This window comes from Paeniglutamicibacter sulfureus (genome assembly GCF_030512175.1).
GTDB classification, from domain to species: domain Bacteria; phylum Actinomycetota; class Actinomycetes; order Actinomycetales; family Micrococcaceae; genus Paeniglutamicibacter; species Paeniglutamicibacter sulfureus.
The window spans coordinates 21,998-48,780 of record NZ_JAULBL010000002.1 but is presented as its reverse complement, the minus strand read 5'-3'; the positions used below and the strand labels follow the sequence as shown (position 1 = coordinate 48,780).

At 64.9% G+C, this 26,783-nt stretch carries 24 protein-coding genes and 1 riboswitch; of the genes, 7 read left to right on the top strand and 17 right to left on the bottom strand.

All coding sequences use genetic code 11. From position 1 onward, the window contains the following. Positions 1-219: 219 nt before the first annotated feature. Together Q2T94_RS06880 and Q2T94_RS06875 are read right to left on the bottom strand one after the other, a co-directional pair. Positions 220-1,134, bottom strand: a complete 915-nt coding sequence (locus Q2T94_RS06880; protein ID WP_264268431.1) for a cation diffusion facilitator family transporter — start codon at positions 1,132-1,134, stop codon at positions 220-222. Then, entirely contained in the window at positions 1,131-1,529 is a 399-nt protein-coding gene (locus Q2T94_RS06875; protein ID WP_302263415.1) for an ArsR/SmtB family transcription factor, read from the bottom strand. Before Q2T94_RS06875 ends, Q2T94_RS06880 begins: the two co-directional genes overlap by 4 nt. A gap of 63 nt (positions 1,530-1,592) precedes the next feature. On the opposite strand from Q2T94_RS06875, the gene Q2T94_RS06870 reads away from it, so the two are divergent. Continuing rightward, a complete protein-coding gene (locus Q2T94_RS06870) occupies positions 1,593-2,189 on the top strand; it encodes a DNA-3-methyladenine glycosylase I (RefSeq protein ID WP_264268433.1) in 597 nt (198 codons plus the stop codon). Further along, the gene (locus Q2T94_RS06865) at positions 2,186-3,106 is read left to right on the top strand and encodes a DNA-3-methyladenine glycosylase family protein (protein WP_302263414.1); all 921 of its coding nucleotides are present in this window, start codon (positions 2,186-2,188) and stop codon (positions 3,104-3,106) included. Before Q2T94_RS06870 ends, Q2T94_RS06865 begins: the two co-directional genes overlap by 4 nt. On the opposite strand, the gene Q2T94_RS06860 is transcribed toward Q2T94_RS06865, so the two are convergent. Next, positions 3,103-3,951 (bottom strand): siderophore-interacting protein, encoded by an 849-nt coding sequence (locus Q2T94_RS06860; protein WP_302263413.1) that lies wholly within the window; start codon positions 3,949-3,951, stop codon positions 3,103-3,105. The genes Q2T94_RS06865 and Q2T94_RS06860 overlap by 4 nt on opposite strands. A 75-nt stretch (positions 3,952-4,026) precedes the next feature. Next, entirely contained in the window at positions 4,027-4,683 is a 657-nt protein-coding gene (locus tag Q2T94_RS06855) for a TetR/AcrR family transcriptional regulator C-terminal domain-containing protein (RefSeq protein WP_302263412.1), read from the bottom strand. 87 nt (positions 4,684-4,770) lie between these two features. Between Q2T94_RS06855 and Q2T94_RS06850 the strand changes: the two genes are divergently transcribed. Next, entirely contained in the window at positions 4,771-6,405 is a 1,635-nt protein-coding gene (locus tag Q2T94_RS06850) for an amidohydrolase (protein ID WP_302263411.1), read from the top strand. Then, complete coding sequence (locus tag Q2T94_RS06845; RefSeq protein WP_302263410.1) at positions 6,402-7,772, top strand: APC family permease; 1,371 nt, start codon at positions 6,402-6,404, stop codon at positions 7,770-7,772. The genes Q2T94_RS06850 and Q2T94_RS06845 overlap by 4 nt, the downstream gene beginning before the upstream one ends. Positions 7,773-7,848: 76 nt before the next feature. Here Q2T94_RS06845 and Q2T94_RS06840 read toward each other — a convergent pair whose 3' ends face one another. Further along, a complete protein-coding gene (locus Q2T94_RS06840) occupies positions 7,849-8,454 on the bottom strand; it encodes a histidine phosphatase family protein (protein WP_302263408.1) in 606 nt (201 codons plus the stop codon). Between the two features lie 46 nt (positions 8,455-8,500). Continuing rightward, a riboswitch (SAM riboswitch) is annotated at positions 8,501-8,624 on the top strand. Between the two features lie 15 nt (positions 8,625-8,639). Here Q2T94_RS06840 and Q2T94_RS06835 point away from each other — a divergent pair. Further along, positions 8,640-9,074 carry a hypothetical protein gene (locus tag Q2T94_RS06835; RefSeq protein WP_302263407.1) on the top strand — a complete coding sequence of 145 codons (435 nt, stop codon included), beginning with the start codon at positions 8,640-8,642 and terminating at the stop codon, positions 9,072-9,074. Positions 9,075-9,170: 96 nt separating this feature from the next. On the opposite strand, the gene Q2T94_RS06830 is transcribed toward Q2T94_RS06835, so the two are convergent. From Q2T94_RS06830 to Q2T94_RS06820, 3 genes are all read right to left on the bottom strand, one after another. Then, on the bottom strand, positions 9,171-9,539 hold the full coding sequence (locus Q2T94_RS06830) for an avidin-fold protein (RefSeq protein ID WP_264268441.1): 369 nt from the start codon (positions 9,537-9,539) through the stop codon (positions 9,171-9,173). Positions 9,540-9,677: 138 nt separating this feature from the next. Further along, the gene (locus Q2T94_RS06825) at positions 9,678-10,142 is read right to left on the bottom strand and encodes an acyl-CoA thioesterase (RefSeq protein WP_264268442.1); all 465 of its coding nucleotides are present in this window, start codon (positions 10,140-10,142) and stop codon (positions 9,678-9,680) included. Further along, on the bottom strand, positions 10,143-11,222 hold the full coding sequence (locus Q2T94_RS06820; RefSeq protein WP_264268443.1) for an App1 family protein phosphatidate phosphatase: 1,080 nt from the start codon (positions 11,220-11,222) through the stop codon (positions 10,143-10,145). A 128-nt stretch (positions 11,223-11,350) separates the two neighbouring features. Here Q2T94_RS06820 and Q2T94_RS06815 point away from each other — a divergent pair, with 128 nt between their 5' ends. Next, positions 11,351-11,782 (top strand): pyridoxamine 5'-phosphate oxidase family protein, encoded by a 432-nt coding sequence (locus Q2T94_RS06815; RefSeq protein WP_264268444.1) that lies wholly within the window; start codon positions 11,351-11,353, stop codon positions 11,780-11,782. A gap of 102 nt (positions 11,783-11,884) precedes the next feature. On the opposite strand, the gene xdhC is transcribed toward Q2T94_RS06815, so the two are convergent. From xdhC to Q2T94_RS06780, 7 genes are all read right to left on the bottom strand, one after another. Further along, positions 11,885-12,691: a xanthine dehydrogenase accessory protein XdhC gene (xdhC, locus tag Q2T94_RS06810; protein WP_302263405.1), complete on the bottom strand. Its 807-nt coding sequence runs from the start codon at positions 12,689-12,691 to the stop codon at positions 11,885-11,887. Then, entirely contained in the window at positions 12,688-15,045 is a 2,358-nt protein-coding gene (gene xdhB / locus Q2T94_RS06805) for a xanthine dehydrogenase molybdopterin binding subunit (RefSeq protein ID WP_302263403.1), read from the bottom strand. Before xdhB ends, xdhC begins: the two co-directional genes overlap by 4 nt. Then, the gene (locus Q2T94_RS06800) at positions 15,042-16,550 is read right to left on the bottom strand and encodes a xanthine dehydrogenase small subunit (RefSeq protein WP_264268447.1); all 1,509 of its coding nucleotides are present in this window, start codon (positions 16,548-16,550) and stop codon (positions 15,042-15,044) included. Before Q2T94_RS06800 ends, xdhB begins: the two co-directional genes overlap by 4 nt. 660 nt (positions 16,551-17,210) lie before the next feature. After that, entirely contained in the window at positions 17,211-18,092 is an 882-nt protein-coding gene (locus tag Q2T94_RS06795; RefSeq protein ID WP_302263400.1) for a 3-hydroxyacyl-CoA dehydrogenase family protein, read from the bottom strand. Between the two features lie 134 nt (positions 18,093-18,226). After that, on the bottom strand, positions 18,227-19,687 hold the full coding sequence (locus tag Q2T94_RS06790; protein WP_302263399.1) for an aldehyde dehydrogenase family protein: 1,461 nt from the start codon (positions 19,685-19,687) through the stop codon (positions 18,227-18,229). A 29-nt stretch (positions 19,688-19,716) separates the two neighbouring features. Then, complete coding sequence (locus tag Q2T94_RS06785; protein WP_302263398.1) at positions 19,717-20,910, bottom strand: acyl-CoA dehydrogenase family protein; 1,194 nt, start codon at positions 20,908-20,910, stop codon at positions 19,717-19,719. Positions 20,911-20,960: 50 nt separating this feature from the next. Then, the gene (locus Q2T94_RS06780) at positions 20,961-22,322 is read right to left on the bottom strand and encodes an aminotransferase class III-fold pyridoxal phosphate-dependent enzyme (protein WP_302263397.1); all 1,362 of its coding nucleotides are present in this window, start codon (positions 22,320-22,322) and stop codon (positions 20,961-20,963) included. Positions 22,323-22,404: 82 nt separating this feature from the next. On the opposite strand from Q2T94_RS06780, the gene Q2T94_RS06775 reads away from it, so the two are divergent. Next, positions 22,405-23,958 (top strand): PucR family transcriptional regulator, encoded by a 1,554-nt coding sequence (locus tag Q2T94_RS06775; protein WP_302263396.1) that lies wholly within the window; start codon positions 22,405-22,407, stop codon positions 23,956-23,958. Here the strand turns inward: Q2T94_RS06775 and Q2T94_RS06770 are convergent. Both Q2T94_RS06770 and Q2T94_RS06765 read right to left on the bottom strand, forming a co-directional pair. After that, a complete protein-coding gene (locus Q2T94_RS06770) occupies positions 23,938-25,137 on the bottom strand; it encodes a CaiB/BaiF CoA transferase family protein (RefSeq protein ID WP_302263395.1) in 1,200 nt (399 codons plus the stop codon). The genes Q2T94_RS06775 and Q2T94_RS06770 overlap by 21 nt on opposite strands. Beyond that, entirely contained in the window at positions 25,134-26,657 is a 1,524-nt protein-coding gene (locus Q2T94_RS06765; RefSeq protein WP_302263394.1) for an APC family permease, read from the bottom strand. Before Q2T94_RS06765 ends, Q2T94_RS06770 begins: the two co-directional genes overlap by 4 nt. Positions 26,658-26,783 lie beyond the last annotated feature (126 nt).

Genomic DNA, 26,783 nt, shown 5'->3' with positions numbered 1-26,783 from the left:
CGCGATGCGAATGGCCTTTTAAACTTTATTTCCGAAGGTAAAGTTCAACGAGAGCGCAACACCCCACCGTCATGAGGCAAACCGATCCGAGGAATCTCGTCCGTGGGCCGTCGAGCAACGTGCCGGCAAAACAAAGCGCCCGTGGTCCAGTTTCAAAAACTAGACCACGGGCGCTTCACGCAATACCGAAAATCCCCACATGCGTCAGGTGCGTATCACCTAGTCGTGCCGCTCGTGCTCCGGGGCCTGGTGGCTGTGTGACTCGATCTGGAAGGTCGAATGCTCGATGCTCACCTCGAAGTGCTCGGCGACGCACGACTGCAATTCACCCAGCAGGGTTGCCGCGGCGCCGGTGTGGAATGCCTCGTCCTCCACCACGACGTGGGCGGAAAGAATCGGTAGGTTCGTGGCAATCTGGCTGGCGTGCAGGTCGTGGACCGCCAACACCAACGGGTGTGCGACCAGATGGGCGCGGACGTCTTCGAGGTCAAGGCCCTTGGGGGTGGATTCCAGCAGGATGTGCGTGGTCTCCCCCAGCAGCTTCAACGCACGCGGGATGATCAGCGCTGCTATCAACATGGCGGCGATCGAGTCCGCCTGCATCCAACCAGTCATGGAGATGACGATCGCGGAGATGATCACGGCAACGGATCCCAGGGCGTCGTTGACGACTTCCAGGAAGGCGGCCCTCATGTTCAGGTTGTCGTCCTTGCCGGAAGCCAGGATCAGCATCGAGGCGACATTGCCAAGCAGGCCGATGATGCCAAAAACCAGCAGACCGCCGCCGGAGATTTCCGTCGGCTCAAAAAGGCGACGAACGCCGTCGATCAGCGCATAGACACCCACACCGAGCAGCAAGGCCGACTGGAGGGTCGCGGAGAGCACTTCCGCCCGGCGGAATCCCCAGGTGCGCTTGGCGGTGGGCTTTCGCATGACCAGCGTGGCCGCGGTCAGTGCCAGCAGCAGACCGGTGGAATCGGTGAGCATGTGTGCGGCATCAACGAGTAGCGCCAACGAGTTGGTGAGAAATGCTCCGATCACCTCGGCGATGAGGATCGTCGCGGTGATGCCAAAGGCCCAGGCCAGCTTCTTGCGGTTGGTGGTGGCCGAACCGTGGTCGTGGTCGTGGCTCATTGGCGGACGCCTTCCTGCGCCCGGGAAGGATCATGAACCGCGGTGAAGTCGTGCGTGTCCAGTTCGTGGTCTTCGCTGATGCCGATGTAATGGTTCGCATCGCCAAGCAACTCCAGCAACAGCTGCGGGTTTGCCAGCGAGAACATGCTGGCCCGACCCTGTGCCCGCGAGGTCACCAGGCCGCAGTCGCGGAGGCAGGAAAGGTGGGCGCTCACGGTGCTTTGGGCCAGGCCCAGGTGCTCGGTGAGTTCCTTGACCTTGTGCTCCCCGGTGCGCAGGTGCGCCAGGATCATCAGCCGAGTGGGGTCGGCCAGTCCATGGAAAAGGGCCGCTGCTGCTGCATGGCTTTCAAGGGCGTCCTGGCGTTCGTGGTCCGCTCGAGCTAGCATCGTCATATTACGATGATAGCGATTTGTGGCGATAAAGCCAACGAGGAAGAGCCGTGGCAGGATTGGAACATGAGCACCGGAATAATCATTGGCGAAGACAGCCTCGCCCGACCGTCCTGGGCGGCGACTGACCCGATGATGCGCACCTATTACGACACCGAGTGGGGAATGCCGGTGCGTGATGAGCACGGCGTCTTTGAGCGGCTGAGCCTCGAGGCGTTCCAAGCCGGGCTGTCCTGGGCCACCATCCTGCGCAAGCGCGAGAATTTCCGCGAGGCCTTCGCCGGGTTCGACCCCGAGGTCATCGAGGGCTTCGGCGATGCGAAGGTCGAAGAGCTGCTGGGCAACGCCGGGATCATCCGCAACCGCGCCAAGATCCTGGCGACCATCAAAAACGCGAAGGCCACCATCGCACTGCGCGAGGACGGCGGCCTGGCCGACTTCATCTGGTCGTTCCAGCCCGATTCCACCCCGGCACCGAACGCGCTCGAGGACATCCCCACCACCAGCCCCGAATCCGTGGCGATGTCAAAGGCGCTGAAGAAGCGCGGCTTCGCCTTCGTGGGACCCACGACCATGTTTGCGCTCATGGAGGCATTGGGCATCGTGGACACCCATTTGTTGGGATCCCATCGCCGCGGCACCTCGGGCATCTGGACGGCATGAGCTCGCGCCTCCTGAAATCCAACGGCTTGCTGGACCCCGGGCACATGATGCGCACTCTCGGCATCCATTCGATTCCCACGCTCGACATCCACGAACCCGACGCCTTGCGGCACACCCGGGCGGTTTCGACGGCTTCGGGGCCGAAGTCTGTCCGGCTGGAGTTTGCCGAGGACGGGGTCGGACTTTCCTGCGCCGAGGCCGACGCCCGGGGCCTTGACGAGCTGGAGGTCGTGGTTCGAGCGTGGCTTGACCTGGATTCGGACCTCGCACCCATGCAAGGGCATTTCGCCCGCGACCCGTTGCTCGGCCCCCTGGTCCGGTCCCGGCCATGGCTGCGCCTGATTGGATACCTCAACGGCTTCGAGGCCGCAGCCACCACCATTCTTGGCCAGCAGGTGTCCCTGGCGGCGGGCCGGACCTTTGGCGGACGGTTCGTCGGCGCCTACGGCAACGACGGGCCAGACGGCCTTCGCCTCTTCCCCACCCCGGCTGCGGTGGTCGAGCACGGAGTTGACATGCTGCGTGAAACCATCGGCCTCACCAAGTCCCGCGCGGCCACCTTGTTCGCCATGGCGGAAAGCTTCGACGCCAAGAATTTTTCCGGTACCGCGGGGATCCCGTTGGAACGCGCCGAACTTCTGGCACTGCGCGGCGTCGGCCCTTGGACGGCCGACTACCTGCAGATGCGCGGCCGCAGCGATCCGGATGCATTCGTGCCCGGCGACCTGGTTGCGAGGCGAGCCCTCAACAGGATCACTGAACGCGAGGCATCCAGATTGGCGGAATCCTGGGCGCCATACCGGTCCTACGCCATGGTCCACCTGTGGGCCTCGGACCCATTGGCACCGGTGTCGACCGATTCACCCAAGCCCGGAGCCTCGGACAACAGGGGTCGCCCCGGCCTGCAACCTGGCTAGGCGTTCATCGCCTCGGGGTAGATCTGCCCGATGGGCGTCTTCTTTTCGGCCTGGAATTCGTCCTCAGCACGCCCGTAGGCCCAGTAGGCGGAGAGCGACATGGCCTTGCGGTCCACCCCTCGCTCCCCGTTGAGGTAGGCACGCAGCGACTTCATGGTCTCACGCTCGCCGTGGGCGAAGACCTGCACGGTCCCCTCGTGCCAGTCGGAGTTGCGCACGGTTTCCTCGAGCTTGGTGTTCTCCGGGGTGAAGTAGCCGCCGCGGTGCAACCAGTGGAGGTTGACCCCGGCGGGCACATCCAGCTGAACCTCGTCCTCGGGACCGGACACCTCAAGGTAGATGTCGCCCACCATGTCCGGCGTCATATCCTCGACGGCTGCGGAAATCGCCGGAAGCGCTGTCTCGTCGCCGATCAGCAGGTGGCGGTCGAATGCCGGGTCGGGAGTGTAGAGCCCGCCCGGGCTGGCGAAGCAGATCTGATCACCGATCTTGGCGTTTTGCGCCCAGGGCCCGGCCAGGCCTTGGTCGCCGTGGATGACGAAGTCGATCTGCACGGTCTGGGCCTCGAGATCCACGTGGCGCAGGGTGTAAGTGCGTCGAACCGGGAAGTCTTCCGGAGCCAGCTGCTCGCGCAGGGCATCGAGGTCATACGGCGGAACCAGCCCGAGTTCGGGCTTGGCAAAGAGGATCTTGACGTAGCGGTCGGAGACGGCCTTGTCCTGGAAGTTCACGAACCCCGGCCCGCCGAAGGTCAGTCGCATCATGTGGGGACTCAGTCGCTCGCTCGCCAAAACCTCGAGGACTACCTGGGGCCGAACCGGACGTGCTGAACGCTGCGTACTCACTAATTACCACTTTCTTGGATTAGGGAAGGTAAACCTATCCTATTCGATGGGGCATCGACCAAGCCAATGCCAACTTCACATGCCTACTCCATTGCGCCGGGCCAGACCGTCGATCATGATCGCCAGCCCGACCTCAAAGGAATGGTTCGCGCGCGAGCCCTCAAGCGCAGACTGCGCAGCGAGGACTCCGGTCAGCCCCGGGGTTTGCGCAGCGGCGTCGCCGGGATCGAACATGTCATCCGGGGCAACCACATCAAGCGCGGATCCCAGGATGAACGACTCCAACGCCACCATGTCGCCCATGACTGCGGAGGCCTCCCAGCCGGCGGCAAGGAATCCCTGCACTACGCATTCATACATGGCCAAGGTTCGAGTCGCCCCTGTGATGGGCTCGGTGGCCAACAGGGCAATGGCATTTGGGTGTGCGGAAAATGCGGCCCGGTAGGACCGAGCCCAGCGCTCCACGGCTTCCCGCCAGGACAAACTTCCGAAACCACTGACATCAATGCTCTCATTGACTACCTCGCGCATCCCCACCAACAGCGCCTGCTTGTTCTTGACGTGGTGGTAGAGCGCGGGCGGCTTGACCCCAAGCTCGCCGGCGAGCGCTGCCATGGAGAACTTCTCCGGCCCCACTGAATTGAGCAGCCTAAGGGCCGCGACGAGGATCCTTTCGCGGTCAAGCACCGACGTGCGCGGCCGACCGGCGCGACGAACTTCTGACGAATCCACCAAAACCCCTTGCGTGTGACTCCGCCCACAGATAAGGTAGGCGACAGTTTATTTAATCTTATTAAATTTAGTTGGGAGCTGCACCCCTTGACCTTGACAGTCTTTCATTCGGGCTCGGTTGCCGGTGCCCCTGCGGGGCAAACGACCGCCGTGGCGGTCACCGACGGAATCATCACCGCCATCGGTCCGGCCGCCGGGGACCTGGCATCGATCGCCGATGTCCTCCATGACCTGCGCGGCGGCTACCTCGGGCCCGCCTTCGGCGACGGCCACGCCCACCCCCTCTTTGCCGGGCTCGAGGACGTCGGTCCCCAGATCCGCCACTGCACGGACCTCGACGAAATCCTGGCCGCAGTCGCACGCTGGGCGGACGAGCACCCCGGGGACGAATGGATCGTCGGTGCCAGCTACGACGCAACACTGTCCGAAGATGGATGCTTCGATGCCCGATGGCTCGACAGCGTCGTTTCCGACCGCCCCGTACTCTTGCGCGCCTGGGACTACCACACGGTATGGGTAAATTCCCGGGCACTGGAAATTTCCGGGATCACCTCGGACACGCCAGAGCCCGAGCTCGGCCGTATCATCCGTCGCCCGAACGGCTCTCCCCTGGGGACGTTGTGCGAACCCGGCGCCATCGACCTGGTTGCCGCCCATGTTCCCGCACACGGCCAGGACACCTTGGTCTCCGCCCTCAGCCGGGCCACCTCGGCATTTGCCCGGGCCGGTGTCAGTTGGGTGCAAGACGCATGGGTGGAAACGGAATCCCTCGACGCCTACCTCGCCGCCGCACGACAGGGGGCGTTGCACACCCGGGTGAACCTTGCCTTCCGCGCTGACCCGTTGCGCTGGGCAGGGCAACTGCCCGAATTTGCCGCAGCCAGGGACCGCGTGATCGCCGCCGGCGGGGAACTGCTCAGCGCAAACACCATCAAGTTCTTCCTGGACGGGATCGTTGAATCGCACACGGCCCACATGATCGATGCCTATGCGGACTGCCCCGGCAGCCGCGGCCTGCCCAATTGGGAAGACCACTCACTCATCGATGCGGCGATCGCCGTGGATTCCATGGGTTTCCAATTGCACCTGCACGCCATCGGAGACGCCGCCGTTCGTCAGGGACTGGACACCATTGCGGCGGTCGTTGCCGCCAACGGCCCACGCGACCGCCGACCGGTCATGGCCCACCTGCAGTCCATCTCCCCCACCGACCTGCCACGGTTCAGGGAATTGGGCGTCATCGCGAACTTCGAGCCGCTGTGGGCCCAGCGGGACACCGTCATGACCGAACTGACCTTCCCACGGCTTGGAGCCGAACGGGCGTCACGGCAGTTCCAGATCAGCGAGGTCGCCGCCTCGGGCGTCAGGGTGTCCTTTGGCAGCGACTGGCCTGTCACACACCACCACCCGATGCCGGGCATCGGCACGGCAGTGACCCGCACAGGGCTGTCCGACCCCGACATTCCTCCGCTGGCCGGGGCCCCCTACGGCGTTGTCGATGCCCTGGACTCCTACAGCGCCCAGGTCGCCTACCAGGCCTTTGCCGACCACGAACGCGGAACCCTGGCAGCGGGGCAGATCGCGGACCTGGTCTGGCTGGAGAGCGATCCACGCTCCATCGCGGAACACGACGTGGCCGGCGTGAAGGTCCTTGGCACCTGGCTTGCCGGCAAACCCACCCACCTGACGACACCCGAACCGGCATTGGACGGAATACGATGAATACCAAGATCTCGGCTCATGTTCCGGCATCCGGCAGCATACACGGCGCCCGTCCCACCGAGCTCAAGCGGGTCCTGGGCATACCTTTCCTGGTGCTCTTCGGACTGACGTACATGGCGCCGGTCACGGTGTTCACCACCTACGGCGTGGTGACCGGGGTGACCAACGGACATCTGCCGGCCGCTTATATCGTGGGACTGGTGACCATGCTGTTCACGGCCTTCAGCTACGCCCAGATGTCCCGGGCGGTGCCGCAGGCCGGATCCGCCTACGCCTACACCCAGCAGGCCTTCGGCGGAACTGTCGGTTTTGCCACGGGCTGGACGCTGATGCTCGACTACTTGTTCATCCCGATGATCAATTTTCTGCTCATCGGCATCTATCTCAACACGCAGTTCCCTGCGGTCCCCGCCTGGGCGTTCTCGCTGGTGTCCCTCGTGCTGGTGCTGGGCCTGAACATCATCGGCATCAAGTTCATCGGCCGGCTCAGCGCCACGGTGGTCGCCTCCTCGGTGCTCATGATCGGCATCTTCGTGGCGCTGGTGCTCAACCAGGTCATCAACGCCGATGCCCCAAGCCTGTTGGCACCGTTCTCCTTTGGCGCCGACGGCCTGGGCCCGATCTTCTCCGGCGCTGCCATCCTCTCGCTCTCGTTCCTGGGATTCGATGCTATTTCGACCTTGTCGGAGGATGCGAGGAATCCCGGCAAGACGATTCCCGCCGCGATCGTGCTCACCACCTTGGCCGGCGGCCTGATCTTCATCGTCGTTGGCTGGGCCGGGGCATTGATCCACCCGGACCACACCACCTTCAACGATCCGGATGCCGCGGGCGTCGAGCTCATGGCAGGGGTCGGCGGTTCGGTGCTCACCGCGATCTTTGTGGCGGTCTACGTTGTGGGGTCATTTGGTTCGGCCATGGCCTCGCAGGCCAGCGTGACCCGAATCCTGTACTCCATGGGGCGTGACGGATTGCTGCCGCGCCGCATGGGCATGCTCAATCGCCGTTTTTCCACCCCCGTCTATGCCACCCTCGTGGTCTCCGCGGTGTCGCTGACCTACCTCTTCGTCAGCTTGGAGACTGCGGCCTCGGTGGTCAGCTTCGGGGCCCTGGTTGCGTTCTCCATGGTGAACCTTTCGGTCATCAAGACCTTCTTCATGGATGCTAAGGCGCGTGGTGCCCGTTCGGTGTTGCTCTACCTGCTCATGCCCCTGGTGGGATTCGCGCTGACCATTTGGTTGTGGACCTCACTCTCCGGCGTCAGTCTTGTGGTGGGACTGATGTGGTTCGCCGCGGGAATCGGCTTTTTGGCCATCCGCACCAAGGGCTTCCGCACCACCCCGCCGAAGCTTTCCTTCGAGGACTGACGCCGATCCTGAATTGCCGCCCCCACGACGTTTCGGCGCCGTGCGGGCGGCATCGCCGGTTGCAGAACGGGACTTTCTAGTCCAGACGCCGGTCCTGCCAACTGCGCATGGTCCACCGCGATCTTGCTACCGCATCCAGCGTCACCACTCCGGTGTTGGCCAGTGGCAGCGGGCTCAGCAGGCCGGGGTCGAAGTTGGTGCTTCGGGAGGCAAGCCATGTCACCAGCATTGCGGCATGGCTGACCACGACCAGCTTTCCGGTCCCAGCTGCGCGCGCCTGTTCGATGACCGAGTTGAATCGATCCAGTGCCGTGTGCGCATCCTCGCCGCCAGCAACCTTGGCGGCAAGGTCGCCGGAAAGCCACCGGAAAAACACTTCGCGGTAGGCAAGTTGGGCCTCGGGGTCGTTGCGCATCTCCAGGTCACCGGCGGAGATTTCGCTCAGCCCCACGTGCTCGGCAAGGACAAGTCCGCGGGAATCGGCCAAGGGCGTTGCGGTCATCTTGGCGCGCAGCAACGGCGAGGAGAAGACCGCGTCCACATCCTCGGCACCGAGCCTCCGGACGAGTTCCCGTGCCTGGGCCAGGCCGGTCTCGTCCAGCGGCGCGCCGGGGGCCGCAGTGTCCAGGGCCTGGGCCACATTGGAGGCTGTCTGCCCGTGGCGGATCAAGATGAGTCTCATTCACTCACTCTAAAACGTCGCCGGGCGTTTGGTAGGATGAAATTAGCTTCACGAGATACGCGTCAGCTTTGGGCTCCGACCCGGCGCGACACCAACCCCATGCTTCAAGGGTGGTTCGGATGACGAAGCGGTCCTGGCAGCAGCCGCTGCCTTGGGGACAAGAGCACACGAAAGGCGCCACCACCTTGCGCAATGAGTCACGTTCCATCGACACCTGTATCTCGTTCCACTCCGGACACCGCACCAATCCCCGGGCGATCAGGAGCCTCATGGCCCGCCCCACGCTTTGGGCGCCCGCTGACATCGAGGTCGCGATGTCCCTGACCCAGGGCCTGACACTGCATGTCTTTGCCGGAGGCACCCACCACCAGGTGTTCGCCCACGACCTGCCGGTCATTGTGCAGCTGCTGCGCATTGCGCCGCAGCCGGCTCCGGGGATTTCACTTGGGCGGGTGAATTTCCACAGCAACGCGATTGCGCTTCCCGCCGATCCGCGCCACAGTGCCGGGCTGCGCTACTTTTCCTTCAGCACCGAACCGCTCTCTGCATGTACCTTCGAGCGCGATGAGGAATTGGCCCGCGACTTCGAGTCCCTGACGGGCAACCTGCAACTTTCCTAGGATTCCGGGCGGCTGAGACGGCCGTGGACCCAAGGTTGGCGGTCGCAGTCCACCGGTGCTTGGCGGGCCACCCCTTTTTCGGTGGTTTAGAACGGGCTATTGCTTCAGCTCTTCGACAATGCTGTTTCCCGTTTCCGGTCGGGATTCCCATGCCCACGATTCATGGAAACGTACCCGACCGTCGTCAAGGACCTCGATGACCGATTCACAAACTCCGGTTGAGGTTTCCTTGTTAGCGCCAAGGTGAACGTAGCGAAAGTTCAATTTATCCGCATTGCGAGTGCCGACGAGATAGCCTCGGACGACTGCACCACCGGAGTACTCTGCCCAAACCACTTCGTGATCTTGGTGGTAGGTAAATGTGGTGGATTGCCCTACTTCTCCTGTTGCAGAATTCTCAACGCCGCAGAATACTCGGCCGTCCAAGGACACGGTGTCTGCCTGAGGTGCAGTTTCGGTGCTCATGCTCCGAACAATAGCAACGCATTGCACGGGAGAGTCCAAGGCTTGTCTCAATGTGACGGTTCGACGTGTTCCTAGGCGGGGCTGGGCATTAGGCCTTGCACGGCAACGATTGTCCATTGCGTCCGGAAAGAGAAAGCATTAGCGGAAAATCGGGTCGGCCGCGTACTGCGCCAGCGCTTCCTTGTTCCCCGGGCTAAGTCGAAGCAATCGCTGCTCGTCAACGGAGAAGAATGCCAGGGTGGTTGCAGCACGAACGCACACCCCGCCGTCCACCGGATCGTGGAACTCGTAGCTGATGTCGAAACTCGCGGCCTTGATGGTGCTGATCCACAAATCCACGTGCGCCGGGACGTTGCGGTAGTCCAACGGTTTGAGGTAGCGCACGCGGTGCTCGACGACCAGGATCTGCGTGTTTTCCGGGACCGTGGAGAACAGGTCGACCTGCGGCATGATGCCGGGCTTTCCGGTGCCGCCGGGCACCCCGAAGCCGGCGATGCGCGCCTCTTCCATCATGCGGACCAGGTTCACGTTGTTGATGTGTCCGTAGGCATCCATGTCTCCCCAGCGCATGGGGACCTCGACGCGGATCTTGTGTCCGGACATTCAGTCGATCCTTGCCGGATCGTCGGGGCTGATGATGCCCAGGCCCTCCAGCTTCTCGGCGATGCGCGACCCGTCGGGCTCGTAGACCCAGGGCACTCCGGGGGTGGAATTCAGGATCCCCTGGCTGCGCCCACCGGCCAGCACCGCCTCGGAGGGGGTCAGCTGGCGAATGACGATGGCCTCGACATGGCGGGGATAGCGGCGGGCGAATTCGGCGTAGAGATAAGGGTCGTGTTGGCCGTCATCGCCGATCAGCAGCCATTTCATGTTCGGGAATTCGGCGGCGAGACGGCGCAACTGGTCGGCCTTGTGCTGCATGCCCGAACGGAACCAGCCGCGCTCGGTGGCGCCCCAGTCGGTCAGCAGCAGCGGGCCCTGCGGGTAGAGGTTGCGTGAGAGGAACCGGGTCAGGGTCTGGGCGACGTTCCAGGCACCGGTGGAGAGATAGAAGGTGGGGGCGCCGGGCTTGTCTCGCATCAGCCGCTCCATCATCACCGGCATCCCCGGTGTGGCCAGGCGGGCGTGCTCGGAGAGCACGAACGAGTTCCACGCCGCCAGCAGCGGGCGCGGCAGCGCGGTGACCACCACGGTGTCGTCCACGTCCGAGAGCACCCCGAACTCCTGCTTCCCGTCAACGACCACAATCGGCGCGGTGACGGTGGGCCCACCCTCGACGTGCAGGCTGATCTCGTTCCAGCCGGGTTCCAGCGAGGCGGCCACGCGGACATCGACCACTCCCCCGCGGTCTGCCTGCACCTTGAAGCGTTCGCCGTTGATGTGGGCCTCGATCTCGCCGTGGGGCAGGATCGGTGACATGAAGTTACGCCAGCCCCGCACGCCGTCCGTGATGACCTTCGCGAGGTGGCGCCCGTCTTCGAAGGCGCCGGGCTTGGCCAGCAGCACCCGGGCGAAGATGCGCACCCAGCCGTTCTCCGGATCCGACAAGCCGTATCCGGTGTAGGGCAGCACCGTAGGGATCAGCCCACGTTCGCGGGCGCTCTCTGCGCGAAGCTCGTAAAGGCGATCCTCGAAGCGTGCTGCGATGTGCCGGGCGCGTTCTGATCCTGTTTCCTTGACCATGATCCCCAGTCTTTCATGAGCTGGTGGCATGCGGTGGATCGAAAGGATGACGCGCCGCCATGGCATGAAATAGGGCGGCAATCCTCGACACACTGGTATTTATTCACACTTCATAGAAGTGTGGGGGCATGATGTTCAACCATGATGCAGACCAGCCAGTGCTAACGCTGACAGATGAGGAGTCCTGGGGCCTACTCGGAAGGACCAGCCACGGCCGGCTGGCAACCGCCGTGGGCAACACCATCGATATCTTCCCGGTGAACTTCGGTCTGTTGGACAAGACCATCTATCTCCGCACCGGGCCGGGCGAAAAACTTGCGGCCCTCACGGTACACGATGCGGTCGCGTTCGAAGCCGACGGCATCCTCTCCGACGAAGCGTGGTCGGTGGTCGTGCACGGCCAGGCACACCACTTGCAAACCAGCAAGGAAATCGAAGTGGCCCGCAGCTCCGGGGTATCCCCTTGGATCCCCACTCAAAAGGAATCATGGGTGAAGATCGAGGTCACCGGCATCTCGGGGCGCCACTTCGTCCTTGGGGCACAGCCCGAGGCAGACTAGGTACTGCAGTCGCGTTATTTTCGGCGTTGTCGGCGGTTCAATGGGAATTAATTGGATATCGCCGTTTGCGGCCCCACACCCGCGGGGACGGACGGGTGGTGATCAGACCTTGACGGCGTTGACCTTGATCATTCGTTTGAGAAGGTCGGCTGCTACGCTCACCGCAATCGTGGCCGGATCCTTACCCACCACCTCCGGGTCTCCGATGGGGCAGTCGATCCTTCCAATCACGGCTTCCTCATGTCCGCTTTGCGCAAGATTCTTGCGGAATCGCTGCCATTTGGCGTTGGACCCGATCAGGCCGATCGAGCCAAGATTCGGATGCCGCAACGCGGCATCGCATAGGTGGAAATCCTCGGCGTGGTCATGGGTCATGATCAGCACGTGTGTTCCACCAGGCAACCGACTGAGCACTTCTTCGCCAATGACGGCCGGTTTCGGATGAATCCGCGCCACCGCCGGTTCAAGTGCGTTCAGCCCCTGCAGGTTTTCCTCGCGGGAATCGCTCAAATACAGTTCAATGTCCTGCCGAGAAAGAATGCGGGCAAGTTCAAGACCCACATTGCCAACGCCAAAGATCGCCACCGCCGGGGGTACGGCCATCGGTTCAAGCAAGATCGTCACTTCTCCTCCACAGCATTGTCGACCATAGGTCGCCGGAGCCTTGTCATTCAGCCGCAAGGTCATTGTTTCGGGCACGTGCAGCGACTCGGTGAGCATTTGCCGGGCCCGTGTCACCGCGGTCATCTCCAGGTTGCCGCCACCTATGGTTTCAAAAAGCTCATCAAGGGTGGCAACCATCTTGGTTCCGGCCTCGCGCGGTGCATGCCCGCGCACACCAACCACGGTGATCAAAACCGCCGGGACCCGCTGGGACCGCAGCCGCATCACCGCATCAATCCAGGTCATGATGATCGCCCGCTGATCAATGCACTGTGCTCGCGGGCCGCCTGAACCGCCCAAAACACCGCTTCGGGCGTGGCCGGCGAAGCCAGGCACACACTGGTTCCGGGCTCGGCAAAACCGGCAATGGCTTGGCGCAGGGCCTCGCGCACCGAAAGTGACAACATCAGTGGGGGCTCACCCACGGCCTTGGAACCATAGACCGCACCCTCTTCATGGGCTTTGTCCAGGAGCGAGACATTGAAGACCTCGGGCATTTCCGACAGGCTCGGGATCTTGTAGGTGCTGGCGCTCTGAGTCGCCAGCCGTCCCCTGGTGGGCCGGTCGCTGGTGTCCCAACGCAGGTCCTCCAGGGTCAGCCACCCCGTCCCCTGCACGAATCCGCCTTCGATTTGTCCCAGGTCAATCAGCGGGGAGAGCGAATCCCCCACGTCGTGCACCACATCCACCCGGCGCAAGGTGTACGAACCGTCGAAACGGCTGACCTCCACTTCACTGGCCGCCGCCCCATAGGCGAAGTACTTGAACGGTTCCCCCTTCATGATGTCCAAGTCCCAGTGCAGCCCTTCGGTCCGGTAAAAACCTGCTGCCGAAAGCTGGACCCGCTGGAAGTAAGCGGCATGAACCAGTTCATTCCAGCCGATGGATTCGCGTCCACTGAGGCTGGAGACCGTACCGCGGATAAACCTGATCTCGTGGGCGGGAACACCCAGCTTTACGGCCGCTACCTCGGCGAGCCGTTCACGGATCTGCTCGCACGCATCCTTCACGGCCCCGCCGTTCAGGTCGCTGCCCGAGCTGGCCGCCGTAGCCGAGGTGTTCGGAACCTTGTCGGTACGAGTCGGTGCGATCCGCACGCTATCGAGGGGGACTCCGAGGGTGGTGGCTGCCACCTGCAGGATCTTGGTGTGCAGCCCCTGCCCCATTTCAGTGCCACCGTGGTTCACCAGCACCGATCCGTCCTTGTAAACCAGCACCAGGGCGCCGGCCTGGTTGAACGCGGTGAGGTTAAAAGAGATCCCGAATTTCACCGGTGTCAGGGCCAAGGCCCGCTTTGCATGCTCATGGCTCCCGTTGAATCGGGCAATCTCGGCTTCGCGACGTTCAATCTCCGCACCGTCCAGCAGCTGCTGCCAGGCGGCCTCCATCCGTTCGGGGTGTCGCACCGGTTGGTAGTACGGGGTGTCCTGCCCCTGTACGTAGAAGTTTCGACGACGCAGTTCCCTGGCACTCATCCCCAGTTGCGGGGCCACCCGGCCCAGGATGTCCTCCATGACCAGCATGCCCTGTGGCCCCCCGAAACCGCGGAAAGCCGTTTGCGAGGTCTTGTGGCATTTGGCGACCCGGCCGTGAACCCGGATATTTGGTATCCAGTAGGCATTGTCAATATGGCACAGCGCCCGGGTCAGCACCGGCTCGGACAGGTCCAGGCTCCACCCTCCATCAGCGGTCAGCGTCGCATCCAGGCTCACGATCTTTCCTTCGTCGTCAAAACCGATTTTCCAGCTGGCATGAAAGCCGTGGCGTTTGCCGGTCATGGTGATATCCACCGTGCGGTCCAGCCGCACCCGTACCGGCCGCCCGGTGAGCAAGGCCCCAAGGGCTGCCACCGCGGCATAGCCATGCGACTGCATTTCCTTGCCGCCGAAGGCGCCTCCCATGCGCAGCACTTGGACGGTGACCCGGTGCGCGGGGATCCCCAGTATGTGGGAGACGATGTCCTGGGTTTCGGTGGGGTGCTGGGTGGATGAATGGATCATCACCTGGCCGATTTCGTCCACCATGGCCAGCGAGTTCTGGGTCTCCAGGTAGAAGTGTTCCTGGCCGGAGAACTCGAACTCCCCCTCAAACACCTGCGCGGCGTCCCTGATGGCGGCTTGGCTGTCGCCCTTGTCGATCACGGGCTGGATTCCGTGGAAGCTTTGCGCGGCGATCGCATCCTGCAGGGTGATCAACGAGTCGAGCGGTTCGTAGTCCACTTCAACGGCGGCTGCCCCGGCCTTGGCAGCTTCCAGGTCCTCGCCGAGCACCCACACCACAGGCTGGCCATAGAACATGATCTCGTCCACCGGCAGCATCGGTTCGTCGCGTTTGGCACCTTGGTCGTTGACCCCCGGGATGTCCGATGCCGTGATCACCCGGACCACGCCGGGAACCCGGTAGGCCCCGTCGATACCCACTTTCAGGATTTTTGCGTGCGCCTGCGTTGACTGCACCGGGTAGGCATGCAGCACTCCGACCAACCGCCGGTCCAGGTCATCGGTGTACAACGCACTTCCGGTGACGTGTCCCACCGCCGACTCGTGCGGATGGGTTTCCCCGACGATGGGACGGTCGGGACGTTGGGACAACCGGCTCATTTGCCTTCTCCCTTCAACGAATGGGCGACTTGCAGTTGTGCGGCGAAGAACCGTTCGAACGAGGATTCGAGCATCGCCTTCCGGTATTCGGCGCTGGCCCGGTGGTCATCCATTGGGGTTCCTTCCTCACCCATGACCTGGGCCGCGGCGCGGATGGTTTCCAGGTCCCATGCCCGGCCTTCGAGCATCGCTTCGGTGGCGGTCGCGCGCAACGGGGTGGCCGCCACCCCGCCCAGGCCGATCCGCGCCTTGGTGATGATGCCGTTCTGGACAGCGAGGGCATAGCCGATGGCCACACTGGAGATGTCGTCAAAGCGGCGCTTGGAGATTTTTTGGAATGAGGTCAATCCGGAAAGGGGCAGCGGGACGCGGATGACGGTGATCAGCTCGCCGGGCTGACGGGCCGTTTGTCGGTACCCGGTGAAGTAGTCGGCCAATGGCACCACCCGTTGGCCCGTCACCGAGCCAAGCACCAGCTCGGCGTCCAGGGCCAACAAGGCCGGAGCCGTGTCGCCGATGGGTGAGCCGGTGCCCAGGTTCCCGCCGATGGTCGCGCTGTTGCGGATGAGCCGGGAAGCGAACTGGCCAAAGAGCTTGCCCAGCAGTGGGATCCGTCCGTGCAGTCCACGTTCCAGTTCACTGAGCGTGCAAGCCGCCCCGATCTCAATGTGCGTGTCAGTCACATCCAGTTGCCTCAGTTCACTCAGCCGGTCGATGGCCAGCAGGGAACGGGCCCGTGCCCCCTTGATGTTGACCTCCACGCCCCAGTCGGTTCCACCGGCGAGGGGCAGCACCCCGGGTTCCTCGAACAGGATCTGCAGTGCTTCCTCCAGGGTTCCGGGCCTCCGGTAGCGGCCGAGCTGGCCCGTGGGGGTATCGGCGCGAGACAGGTCTGTGTGCACGACGGCCGGAGCCAGCTGGTCGCGGCGGGCAGCCAGCGCGTCATCCACCGCCGGCGTGCCGAGCGCAAAGGCGGCATCACGGATGGGCCGGTACCCGGTGCACCGGCACAGGTTGCCTGAAAGCGCATGCAGGTCAAACCCATTTGGCCCGCAGTGCTGGTCTGCTGCGTCCTCTTCATTCGGCGGGGCGCCTGCGGCGGTTGCCCGCTCCGGTCGATAGTATTCGGCGGCCATGCTGCAGACGAATCCCGGGGTGCAGTAACCGCATTGGGATCCACCGTGCTCGACCATCTGTTGCTGGACCGGATGCAGGCGGGTGCGGTCCCCCAGCCCTTCGGCGGTAATCACCTCCTGCCCGTCAAGGGCAGCGGCCGGCAGGAGGCAGGCGTTTAGTGCGGTCCAGCGTGTGGCTTCGCCGTCTGCTCTGGCCACCAGGATGGAACAGGCCCCGCATTCACCTTCGGCGCACCCTTCCTTGCATGAGGTAAGTCCTTCACCGCGCAGGAAGTCCAGGGCGTTGGTATGCGTTGGTCCGGTAAATTCCCGCACCGCTCCGTTAACGGTAATCAAGCACTGGGAGTCTGTGGTTGGTTTGGCGGTCATGCCGCTTCCTCCTACTTCCCGCCGAGCGGAAAGCGCTGTGTACGAACGATCGATGATGGGCACGCAACAAAGCGGCCTGCGTATCAGCGTCAGGAGCCGAAGTCCGGGTCAGCTGGCTCGCTGTGTGCAGGCCAGCTTAGCTTCCGTGGGCAATCTGCCCTTTCGGCCAAGCGATCGTTCCACCCATGAGGGGTCCTCCGACATTTTCAGATCATCAATGTGCTTGGTTCACAAAACAGTCAAAAGTTTGCGGAGACCTGCTGTCCCCGGCTGCCGTCTTTGTGCTCAAAGCCGGCCGTCTGGTGGTTCACAGCTGTGACTCCCTGTCGTTTCACATGGGTGAACCGGAAAACCTCCCGTGCCCGGAACCGCCAGTCACCCACTCAACCCCGCGTCCGGTCGATAGCTACCATGGGTAAAGCGAACCATGGACTTGCTCCGACCATAGCAGTGACTGTGACTTGTGTCATGCTTCACGCGACACTTAGTTCCCTCTCTACTGGTGCCGTGATTTCGCCCCTGTCGAACGGCCTCCCTGCACCTCTTGTCGAGGAAGTTCGCCGCCAGAAACCATAAGGCCCACGGCCCACGGCGCCGGTGTCAGCAACCCCGGACGCCTGTCACGCGGCAGTGCCCGGGCCGGGACAAAACGGTTTCCCACTACCCCTTGTAGTCGTAGAACCCGGCGCCCGACTTCCGTCCCAGCTTGCCCTCGGCCACCAGGGCCGCGATGCGCTCGTTGGGGGCGTCCTCGACCGCGCCGGTTTCCGCGTGGGTGGCCTGGGCAATGAAGTCGATGACATCCAGGCCCACCAAGTCCATCAGCGCGAACGGACCCATCGGGTGGCCCAGCGCCGTGCGGGCGGTGGTGTCGATGTCCTCGATGCTGGCGATGCCCGATTCGGCCAGGAAGAGCGCCTCGCGCTGGATCGCGCCCATCAGGCGGTTGGCGATGAATCCGGGGACCTCGCGATTGATTAGCACCGGCTCCTTGCCCAGGCGCCGCGCCAGTTCCATGGTGGTTTCCACCGTTGCATCGCTGGTGGTTTCGTGGCGCACGACCTCCACGCACTTCATGACCAGGGCCGGGTTGAAGAAGTGCATGTTGCACACCTGTGCGGGCCGGCCTGTAGCCTCGGCGACCTTGGAGGAACCGAGGGTCGAGGAATTCGTGGCCAGGATGGCGTGGGCCGGTGCCAGCACGCCGAGCTTCTCGAAAATCTGCGTTTTGATGTCCAGGCGCTCGGTGGCGGCCTCGATGATGAAGTCGGCTTTTGTCGCGACGGAGTCCAGGTCGGTGCTGTAGCCAAGCGCCTCCAGCGCCGCGGTGGCTGTCGCCTGCTCCAGCTTGCCCTTGGCCACCCGCGAGGCCGCCCAACCCTCGAGCTCGGTGCGCGCCGCGGCAAGGCCGTCGGCGGAAATATCCTGGATGATGGTCGCGAACCCGGCCAGGGCAGCGGTCATCGCGATCTGCCGCCCCATGGTCCCCGCTCCAATGACCAGGATGGTGGAAATGTTCTCGATGCCGGTCTCTGCGCTCATTTAGGCTCCGCACTTTCGTCAATTGTTCGCTGGATCACGTTTCTGCCATGCCCGTTGCCCATCCTAGACATGACCCGGGGCATCCGCCGCATCCGGTCAGGCTGGATGACGGCGGGTGCCCCAAACCTCGTTTCCTACGCTCCGCGCAGGTACACCGTGGTGGTGTGCGTGAAGAATTCCTTCGCCGCGCCGCCTTGTTCCTTGGGCCCGTACCCGCTCTTCTTGGCCCCGCCAAAGGGCACGTGCGGGTCGGCGCCCGCCGATTCCGAATTCACGTGCAAGATGCCCACGTCGATTTTCTCCATGGCCGCCAGCGCCTTGGAAAGGTCCTGGGTGAACAGCGCACAACTCAGGCCGTATTCGGAGTCGTTGGCCAGCTCGAACGCCTGCTCGGTGGTTGCCACCCTGCGCACTGCCAGCACGGGGCCAAAGAACTCCTCGCTCCAGGCATTGTTCTCCCCGGCGGGCAGCTCAAGGACCGTCGGGGCCACGAAGGCATCCCCCAGGCCCGCGACATCGCCCTCGAAGGTGACGACCGCTCCCTGGGCGATCGAGGCGGCGATGCCGGCACGGATCTGCTCCGCGGCCGGGCCCGAGACCACCGGCCCCATGTGGACGGAGGGATCCGTCGGGTCCCCGGTTTTCCACTCGCTGAGGCGTTCGTGCAAGCGTGCCAGGAAGGCATCGGCGATTTCCTCCTGCAGGATGAGCCGCGAAGTGGCGGTGCACTTCTGGCCGGTGGAGCGGAAAGCCCCGAAGAGTACCTGCTCCACTGCGAGTTCCACATCCGCGTCATCCAGCACGACGGAGGCGTTCTTGCCGCCCATTTCCGCCTGGATCGGGACTCCGGCCGCGGCGGCCGCCGCGGCGAGCTTCCTGCCCACCCCGGTGGATCCGGTGAAGGTGAGTCCGTCCAGGTCGGGGTGGTTCACGATCTCGTTGCCGAGCGACCCGGGTCCGATGACCAGGTTCAGCACGCCCGCCGGCAGCCCCGCCTCAACCAGTGCCTGCGCCAGGCGCATGGCCAGCAGCGGCACGGTGGAGGCAGGCTTCCACACCACGGTGTTGCCGAAGACCAGTGCCGGGGCGATCTTCCAGGCCGGGATCGCGATCGGGAAGTTGAACGGGGTGATGACTCCCACGACGCCCAGCGGCTTGCGGGTGACCAGGATCTGCTCGCCGCGGCGCGGGGAGGAGAAGACCTCCCCGGCCAGGCGGTCGCCCTCGGCCGAATAGTAGGTAAGGATCTGGGCCGCGCGCAGCACCTCGCCCTTGCCTTCCGCCGCGGTCTTGCCTTCCTCGCGGGCCAGCTCGGCGCCCCATGCATCGGCGTTGGCAGTGATGATCGCCGCGGCACGGGCCAGGTACGAGCCGCGCTCGGCCATGGGCGTTGCAGCCCAGCCGCTTGCCGCCGCGCGTGCGGCCGACATGGCGGAGCGCACGTCGGCCTCGGTGGCGGTGCCGCCGGCGGCAACCACGTGCCCGGGATCGGCGGGCGAGGTGGATTCCAGGCCCGCACCGGCGCCGTCGATCCATTCGCCGTCAATGAGCAGGCGCAGCGGCACGGTATCGGTGTGCGTCATGGTTTCGGTCATGTCTTGCCTCTCGAAACGTTGGAGGTGGGTTAGCGGAAGGCAGGGACGCCGGTGAGCTTGTTGCCCAGGATCAGGGTGTGGACCTCGTCGGTGCCCTCGTAGGTGCGCACCGATTCCAGGTTGTTGGCGTGGCGCAGCGGCGAGTAGTCCAGGGTGATGCCGTTGCCGCCCAGGATGGTGCGGGCCTCGCGGGCGATCTTGATGGCCTCGCGGCAGTTGTTCAGCTTGCCCACCGAGATCTGGTGCAGATCCAGGGTTCCGGCGTCCTTCATGCGTCCGATGTGCAACGCCAGCAGGTAGCCCTTGTTGATCTCCAAGGCCATGTCCACCAGCTTCTGCTGGGTCATCTGGTACCCGGCCAACGGCTTGTCGAACTGCATGCGCTGCTGCGAGTAGGCCAGGGCGTCTTCGAAGGAGTCGCGGGCGGCTCCCATGGCGCCCCAGATGATCCCGTAGCGAGCCTCATTCAGGCAGGAGAATGGTCCCTTGAGCCCCACCACGTTCGGCAGCACCGCGGTTGCGGGCAGGCGCACATCGGTCAGCTCGATCTCGCACTGGATCGAGGCACGCATCGAGAGCTTCGGCTCGATCGGGGTCGCCTCGAACCCGGCGGTTTGCGTGGGAACCACAAAGCCGCGGATGCCCTCATCGGTCTGCGCCCAGATCACCGCGACCTGGGCGACGTTGGCCAGCCCGATCCAGCGCTTGGCGCCGTTGATGACCCAGTCGTTCCCGTCCTTGCGGGCGAAGGTCTTCATCGCCGAGGGGTCCGAGCCGGCGGTCGGCTCGGTGAGCCCGAAGCAGCCGATGGCCTGCCCCGCTGCCATCTTCGGCAGCCACTCCTGCTTCTGCTCCTCGGAACCATGCTTGTAGATCGCGCTCATGGCGAGGGATCCCTGCACCGAGACGAAGGTGCGCAGCCCCGAATCCCCGGCCTCCAGCTCGGAGCCGGCCAGGCCGTACTCCACCGCGGTGCCCCCGGCGCAGCCGTAGCTCTTCAGGTGCATGCCCAACAGGCCGAGCTTCGCCATTTCCGGGACGATCTCCAGCGGGAACACCCCATCGGCGTACCAGGAAGCGATGTTCGGCTTGATGGCCTCGTCGACGAAGGTGCGGACCTTGGAGCGCAGCGCGAGCTCCTCGGCGGTGAGCAGCGCGTCGAAGTTGATCAGGTCCGCCGGGTCCAGCAGGTGGGTTTCGTGGTCATGGATGGTGAGGGTCATGGTGTTCTCCAAAAAGTTCGGGGGGGGTATGGGGCTGAAGAAGGGGGGGGCTAGTTGGCGGCGTCGGTGATGGCCTGGGCCAGGACGGCCAGTCCGTCGCGCAGCAGGTCCTCGCCGATCACCAATGGGGGCAGCAGGCGCACGACATTGCCGTGCGTGCCGCAGGTCAGCGTGATGACGCCGGCGGCGTGGCAGGCCGCGGAGATTTCCTTGGCCAGGTCCGGGCGCGGGGCCAGGGTGCCGGCGTCTGCCAGCTCGATGGCGAGCATGGCGCCGCGGCCGCGGACCTCGGCCACAATGCCGGTGGAGGAAAGCAAGGGCTCCAGGATTTCGCGGGCCACTGCCTCGATGCGGCGGGCGTTGGCCAGCAGCGATCCGTCCTCGAACTGCTCGAAGACCGCCAGCGCGGCCTCGCAGGCCAGCGGGTTTCCGGCATAGGTGCCGCCCAGGCCGCCCGCGTGCGGCGCGTTCATCAGCTCGGTCCGTCCGGTGACGGCGGAAAGCGGGACGCCATTGGCCAGTGCCTTGGCGGTGAGGATCATGTCCCCCGCAACGCCCTCGTGCTCGGAGGCGAAGAGCGTTCCGGTCCGGCCCATGCCGGCCTGGATTTCGTCGATGACCAGCACGATTCCGTACCTGTCGGCGAGTTTGCGCAGGCCCGGGATGAAGCCCGCGGCCGGGACGATGAAGCCGCCCTCGCCCTGGATCGGTTCGATGACCATGGCGGCGAAGGAATCCGCGCCGTGTTCAAGGATGGTGGCCTCCACGGATTCCAGTGCCGCTTCGGCGCCTGCGGCCAGCCCCTCTGCGGGGCGCAGCGGATTGGCGGAGGCGGCCCGGATGATCTCCGCGGGAAGCGGGCCGAAGTTCAGCTTGTACGGGTTGACCTTGGCGGTCATGGCCATGGTGAGCAGCGAGCGGCCGTGATATGCCTCGTCGAACACCAGCACGTTGGGCCGTCCGGTTGCAGCGCGGGCGATCTTGATGGCATTTTCCACGGCCTCGGCGCCGGTGGAGAACAGGCCGGTGCGCTTGTCGAAGTCGCCGGGGGTGTTGGCGTTGAGCCACTTGCAGACCTGGGTGAAGGATTCGTATTCGGTGACCATGAAGCAGGTGTGGGTGAAGGCTTCCAGCTGGGCGGCTACACGCTGCGCCACGCGCTTGTTGCTGGCACCCAGCGAGGTCACGGCAATGCCGGAGGCGAAGTCGATGAGCCGGTTGCCGTCGACGTCCTCGACGATGCCGCCGTCCGCGCGGGAAACGAACACCGGCAGGGTGATGCCGAAGCCGTTGGTCACCTGTGCTGTGCGTTCGGCGTGCAGGGCGGTGGAGCGCGGGCCGGGGATGGAGGTGGCGAGGTGGCGGGTCTGCGGGAGCGTCTCGGCGTCGACGGCCAGAAGTGTTTCGGTCATGGGCTCCACGTTATGCGAGAGCGTGACACGCGTCATTGGATGATTTGCCCAACACGGCCCTCTGTGTTGGATAATTCAACCCATGATTTCCTTGTTGCAGTTGGGTGCCGAACTCGGACCAGAACTTGTGCCCTGTCCCGGGGCCGAATTCAGCGCCAAGCCGGTGACGGGAGTCCATGTCTCCGAGCTGGAGGACCCCACCCCGTATCTGGACGGCGGTGAGCTGTTGCTGACCACCGGCATGCCCTTCGCGAAGTCAGCGGCGCTGTCGCTCGCGTATATGAAGCGGCTCGGGGCAAAGGAGGTTCGTGCCGTGGGGCTGGGCCTGGGGCCGTGGCTGAGGCAGGTGCCCGGCCACGTGCTGACCGCCAGCCGCGCGGCTGGCATCGAGCTTGCGCTCGTCCCTGACGGGGTTCCGTTCCAGCATGTCTCACGCGCGTATTGGCGGCTGTCCACCCGGGACGACACGGCGAACCTCATGGATTCACTCGGAACGCAAACGGCGCTGGCCAGGGCAGCCATGCGCCCCGACGCCACCAGCGCCGTTGTCCGCGGACTCGCCCAGGCGCTTGGCGGCTGGGCCGCCTACCTTCCGGCGGATGCCGGGACCGAAACCGTGTGGCCGACTTCCGCCGGATCCCTGGTCGGGGACCTGCGGGCCGAGTCGATCCGCTTCAACAAGGCCGGGGTGCCCTCGGCCGCCACCTTCGAGCTCCACGGCCAGCCAGTGGTGCTTTACCCGATCTTGCTCGGCGCGCGGATCCACGGGTTCCTGTGCATCGGCTCGGGGCGCACGCTGACCCGCGCCGACCGGCAGATCATCATGACGGTCTCCACGTTGCTGGCCCTGCGGGCCAGGGAACGCGAGGTGGTCGTCAGCACCGCCCATGCGCTGGGTGCCGCAACAACCAAGCTGTTGCTGCACGGGCAGGCCGAGGCGGCACACATGGTGGCCGAGGACGTGGGATTGGCCGAGCTTCCCAACCGGGTCCGCCTTTTGGGCATTAGGCTTTCGCCCGGGGACGATCCGGGGCTGGCGGCACGGGCGGCGGCGCGACTGGCCGCTGATCCGGGATTGCCCGAGTTGTCCGCCGCGGTGGATGCCTGCACTCTGCGCCACGTCCAGGACGAGATCCTGTACCTGGTGTTGCCCGCAGCCGGGATCGGCAGCAAGCCCGTGGACGGGCGCGGCGAGTCCCTGGAGCAAAACGCCTTGCTGGGGATTTCAGCGCCGGGCTACCCCGAGGTCTCCGGATCGCTGGCCGCCGCGCTGGGCGACCCGGTGAGCCTGGGCGAGATTCCGGGCAATCTTGCGGTGTTGCGCCGCGCCGTGCTGCAGGCCCCGGCCGGCCGCCTGGTTGCCGTCAACGCCAGCGAGGATGCCAAGGCCGCCGGCTGGGTTCGCCTGCTGGCCGGCTACCACCGCGCCGACCTGTTGGCCACGGTGCGCGCCTATCTGGCGGCCCGCGGCACCTGGGAAGATGCGGCGCGGGCTCTGGGCATCCACCGCAATTCGCTGCGGCACCGGATTTCGGTGGCGGGCAACCTCATCGGCGTGGACCTGGACGACCCGGATGTCGCTGCACACCTGTGGCTGGCGCTGCGCCGCGAAGCGTCAGGGACGGGGCCGCGCTAGCGCCTGGAACTCCGCCATGGATCCCACGTCGCTGCCCAGCCAGGCTCGGACGGCCTCGGTGTGTTCGCCCAGTTGCGGGGGCGACATCGTCGGGGCATCCAGTGCCGGGGTCCAGGTGATCGGGTGGCGCACCTGCCGTCCCACGGCCTCCCCCTGTGCGTTGTGCACCTCAATGAGTGGGTTGAGCCCGAGGGAATCGGCGTAGGCCAGGCCCTCGTCGATGCCCGCGACCTTTCCGGCCGGCACGCCCACGGCGGTGAACCGGGCCTGCCAGTTGGCCCCGGTGTCCGCTCCCAGAGAGTCCTCGAGCAGCGGGATGAGCTCCGCGCGGTGTGCCACGCGGGCGGTGTTGGTGGCGAAGCGGAGGTCGGTGGCGAGCGCGGGCAAGCCGATCTCGGCGCAGAGCCTGGCGAATTGTCCGTTGTTGCCGCAGGCCACGGCCACGGAGCCGTCGGCGCAGGCCAGCAGCTGGTAGGGCACGATCGAGGGATGCTCGTTGCCCATGCGCGTGGCGACCTTCCCCGCCCCCAAATAGGCTTGGCCCTGGTTGGCCAGCGCGCCCTGCAGACTGGAAAGCAGGTTGACCTCCACGTGGGCCCCGGCACCGGATGAGGCCCGTGCGGTCAGTGCCGCCAACACCCCGATGGCCGCGTCCTTGGCGGTCAGCACGTCCACTAGCGCTACCCCGGCTTTCATGGGTTCTTCCCCGGCCTCCCCGGTGATGGACATCAGTCCCCCGAGGGCTTGGACGATGAAGTCGTAGCCGGGCAGGTGCGCCCCGCCGGCAGAGCCAAATCCGGAGATGGAGGCATAGACCAGCCCGGCGTTCAGCGCCGAAAGTTCGGCATATCCCAGGCCCAGCTTTTCCATGCCGCCGGGCTTAAAGTTTTCCACCAGCACGTCGGCCCGCAGCGCCAGTTCTCTGGCCAGCTCAAGGTCAGCCGGATCGGTGAGATCCAGCGTGACGGATTGCTTGTTGCGGTTCACCGATTCGAAGTAGGTGGAGCCCGTGGCAGAGAAGGGCGGACCCCAGGCGCGGGTATCGTCCCCAGTGCCGGGGCGCTCGACCTTGATGACCGTGGCACCCATGTCGGCCAGCGTCATGGTGCACAGCGGTCCGGCCAGGACTCTGGAGAAGTCCGCAACGATGATTCCCTCGAGGGGACGGATGGTGTTCATGCTCGCTCGGATTCCTTCTCGTGTTCGTTGGCCGATGCTGCGTCCGTGCCGCTGTCGTAGCGCGGCGCCACCCTGGCCGACTTGCGCATGGCCAAGCGCGTCAACAATTCCTCTTCCGCGTGGATGCCCGGTTCGATGCCGCGCGGGACCCGCAACAGGAAGACGATGCCCAGCACCCACCAGGCGGCGAAAAGCATCCACGGCTGGATGCCGATGGCAGCGGGCATGCCCGGCAGATAGAGGCTGATCAGTGCGGCGCAGAAAACCACCGAGGTGATGCCGATGACCTGGCCGAAGTTGCCCTGGCCGCCGATGCGCAGCGGGCGTTCCATCATGGGTTCGCGCCGGCGCAGGATCACGAAGGCCACCCCGACCAGCAGGTAGGCGATCACGATCGATGGCGAGCCGGAATCGACCAACCAGCCGAGCATGGCCGTGCCGAAGAAGGGCGCAAGCACCGAGAGCCCGCCGATGAACAGCAGGGCGTTGACCGGGGTGCCGTACTTGGGGTGCAGCTTGGCGAACCAGCCCGGCAGCATGCCGGAGCCGGCCATGGCGTAGAGCAGGCGTGAGGCTCCCATGAGCAGCGAGTTCCAGGAGGTGAGGATCCCGGCGATGCCGCCGGCAATGAGGACCTTGGCCATCAGGTCGGACCCGAAGAGCGCGCCCATGGCATCCGCCGTGGCGAGTTCGGAGCCGGCCAGCGCCGATGCGCCCATGCCGGAGGAGGTGGCCAGGATGACCATGACGTACCAGGCGGTGGCGATGAGCACGGCGATCACGACGTACTTGCCAATGCGCCGCGGTTCGATGTCGCATTCCTCGGCCGATTGCGGGATCACGTCGAAGCCCACGAACATGAACGGCACGATGATCATCACCCCGAAGAACCCGGCGACCCCGTTGCTGAAGAACGGCTCCATGATTTGGGTGGATCCGCCGGTGAAGGAACCGAAGAGCAGCACCGCGCCGATGGCGAAGAGGAAGAGCACCACGAAGGTCTGCACCACCCCGGCGGTCTTGATGCCGCGGATGTTGATGGCGGTGATGACGACCCCGCCCAGCACACCGACCAACGCCCATGTCAGGTAGACCTCGGAGCCGGCGATGTCCCAAAGCTTGATGCGGTTCAGGTCTGGGAAGAGGTAGAGCGCCGTCTTGGGCAGCGCCACCGCTTCGAAGGCGACGATGGTGATGTAGCCGCCGACGATGGCCCAGGACCCGGCGAAGGACCAGCGGGCGCCCATGGCGCGCAGCAGGTAGTTGTGCTCGCCTCCGGCCCGGGGCATCGCCGCCACAAGTTCCGCGTAGGTCAACCCGACCACGGCCATGATGCCGCCGCCCACGACCATGGCCAGTGCGGCTCCGAAGGGTCCCGCCGTGGTGATCCAGTCGCCCGTGAGCACCACCCAGCCGAAGCCGATCATGGCACCGACGCCGATGGCGAGGGTGTCCCACCGGCCCAGGACCTTCTTGAGTCTGGGTGCTGCGGTGCTGCCTTGCATGTGACTGCTGGTCATCGCGGTTCCTTCCGTGAGTACGACGTAGATCACACTACGGAGGGCAGGCGAACGGCGTATTCAGACAGATCGTCCAACAATTGGTCACTTCATCCGGGACCACTGGTCGGTTGCACTCCCCTGGAA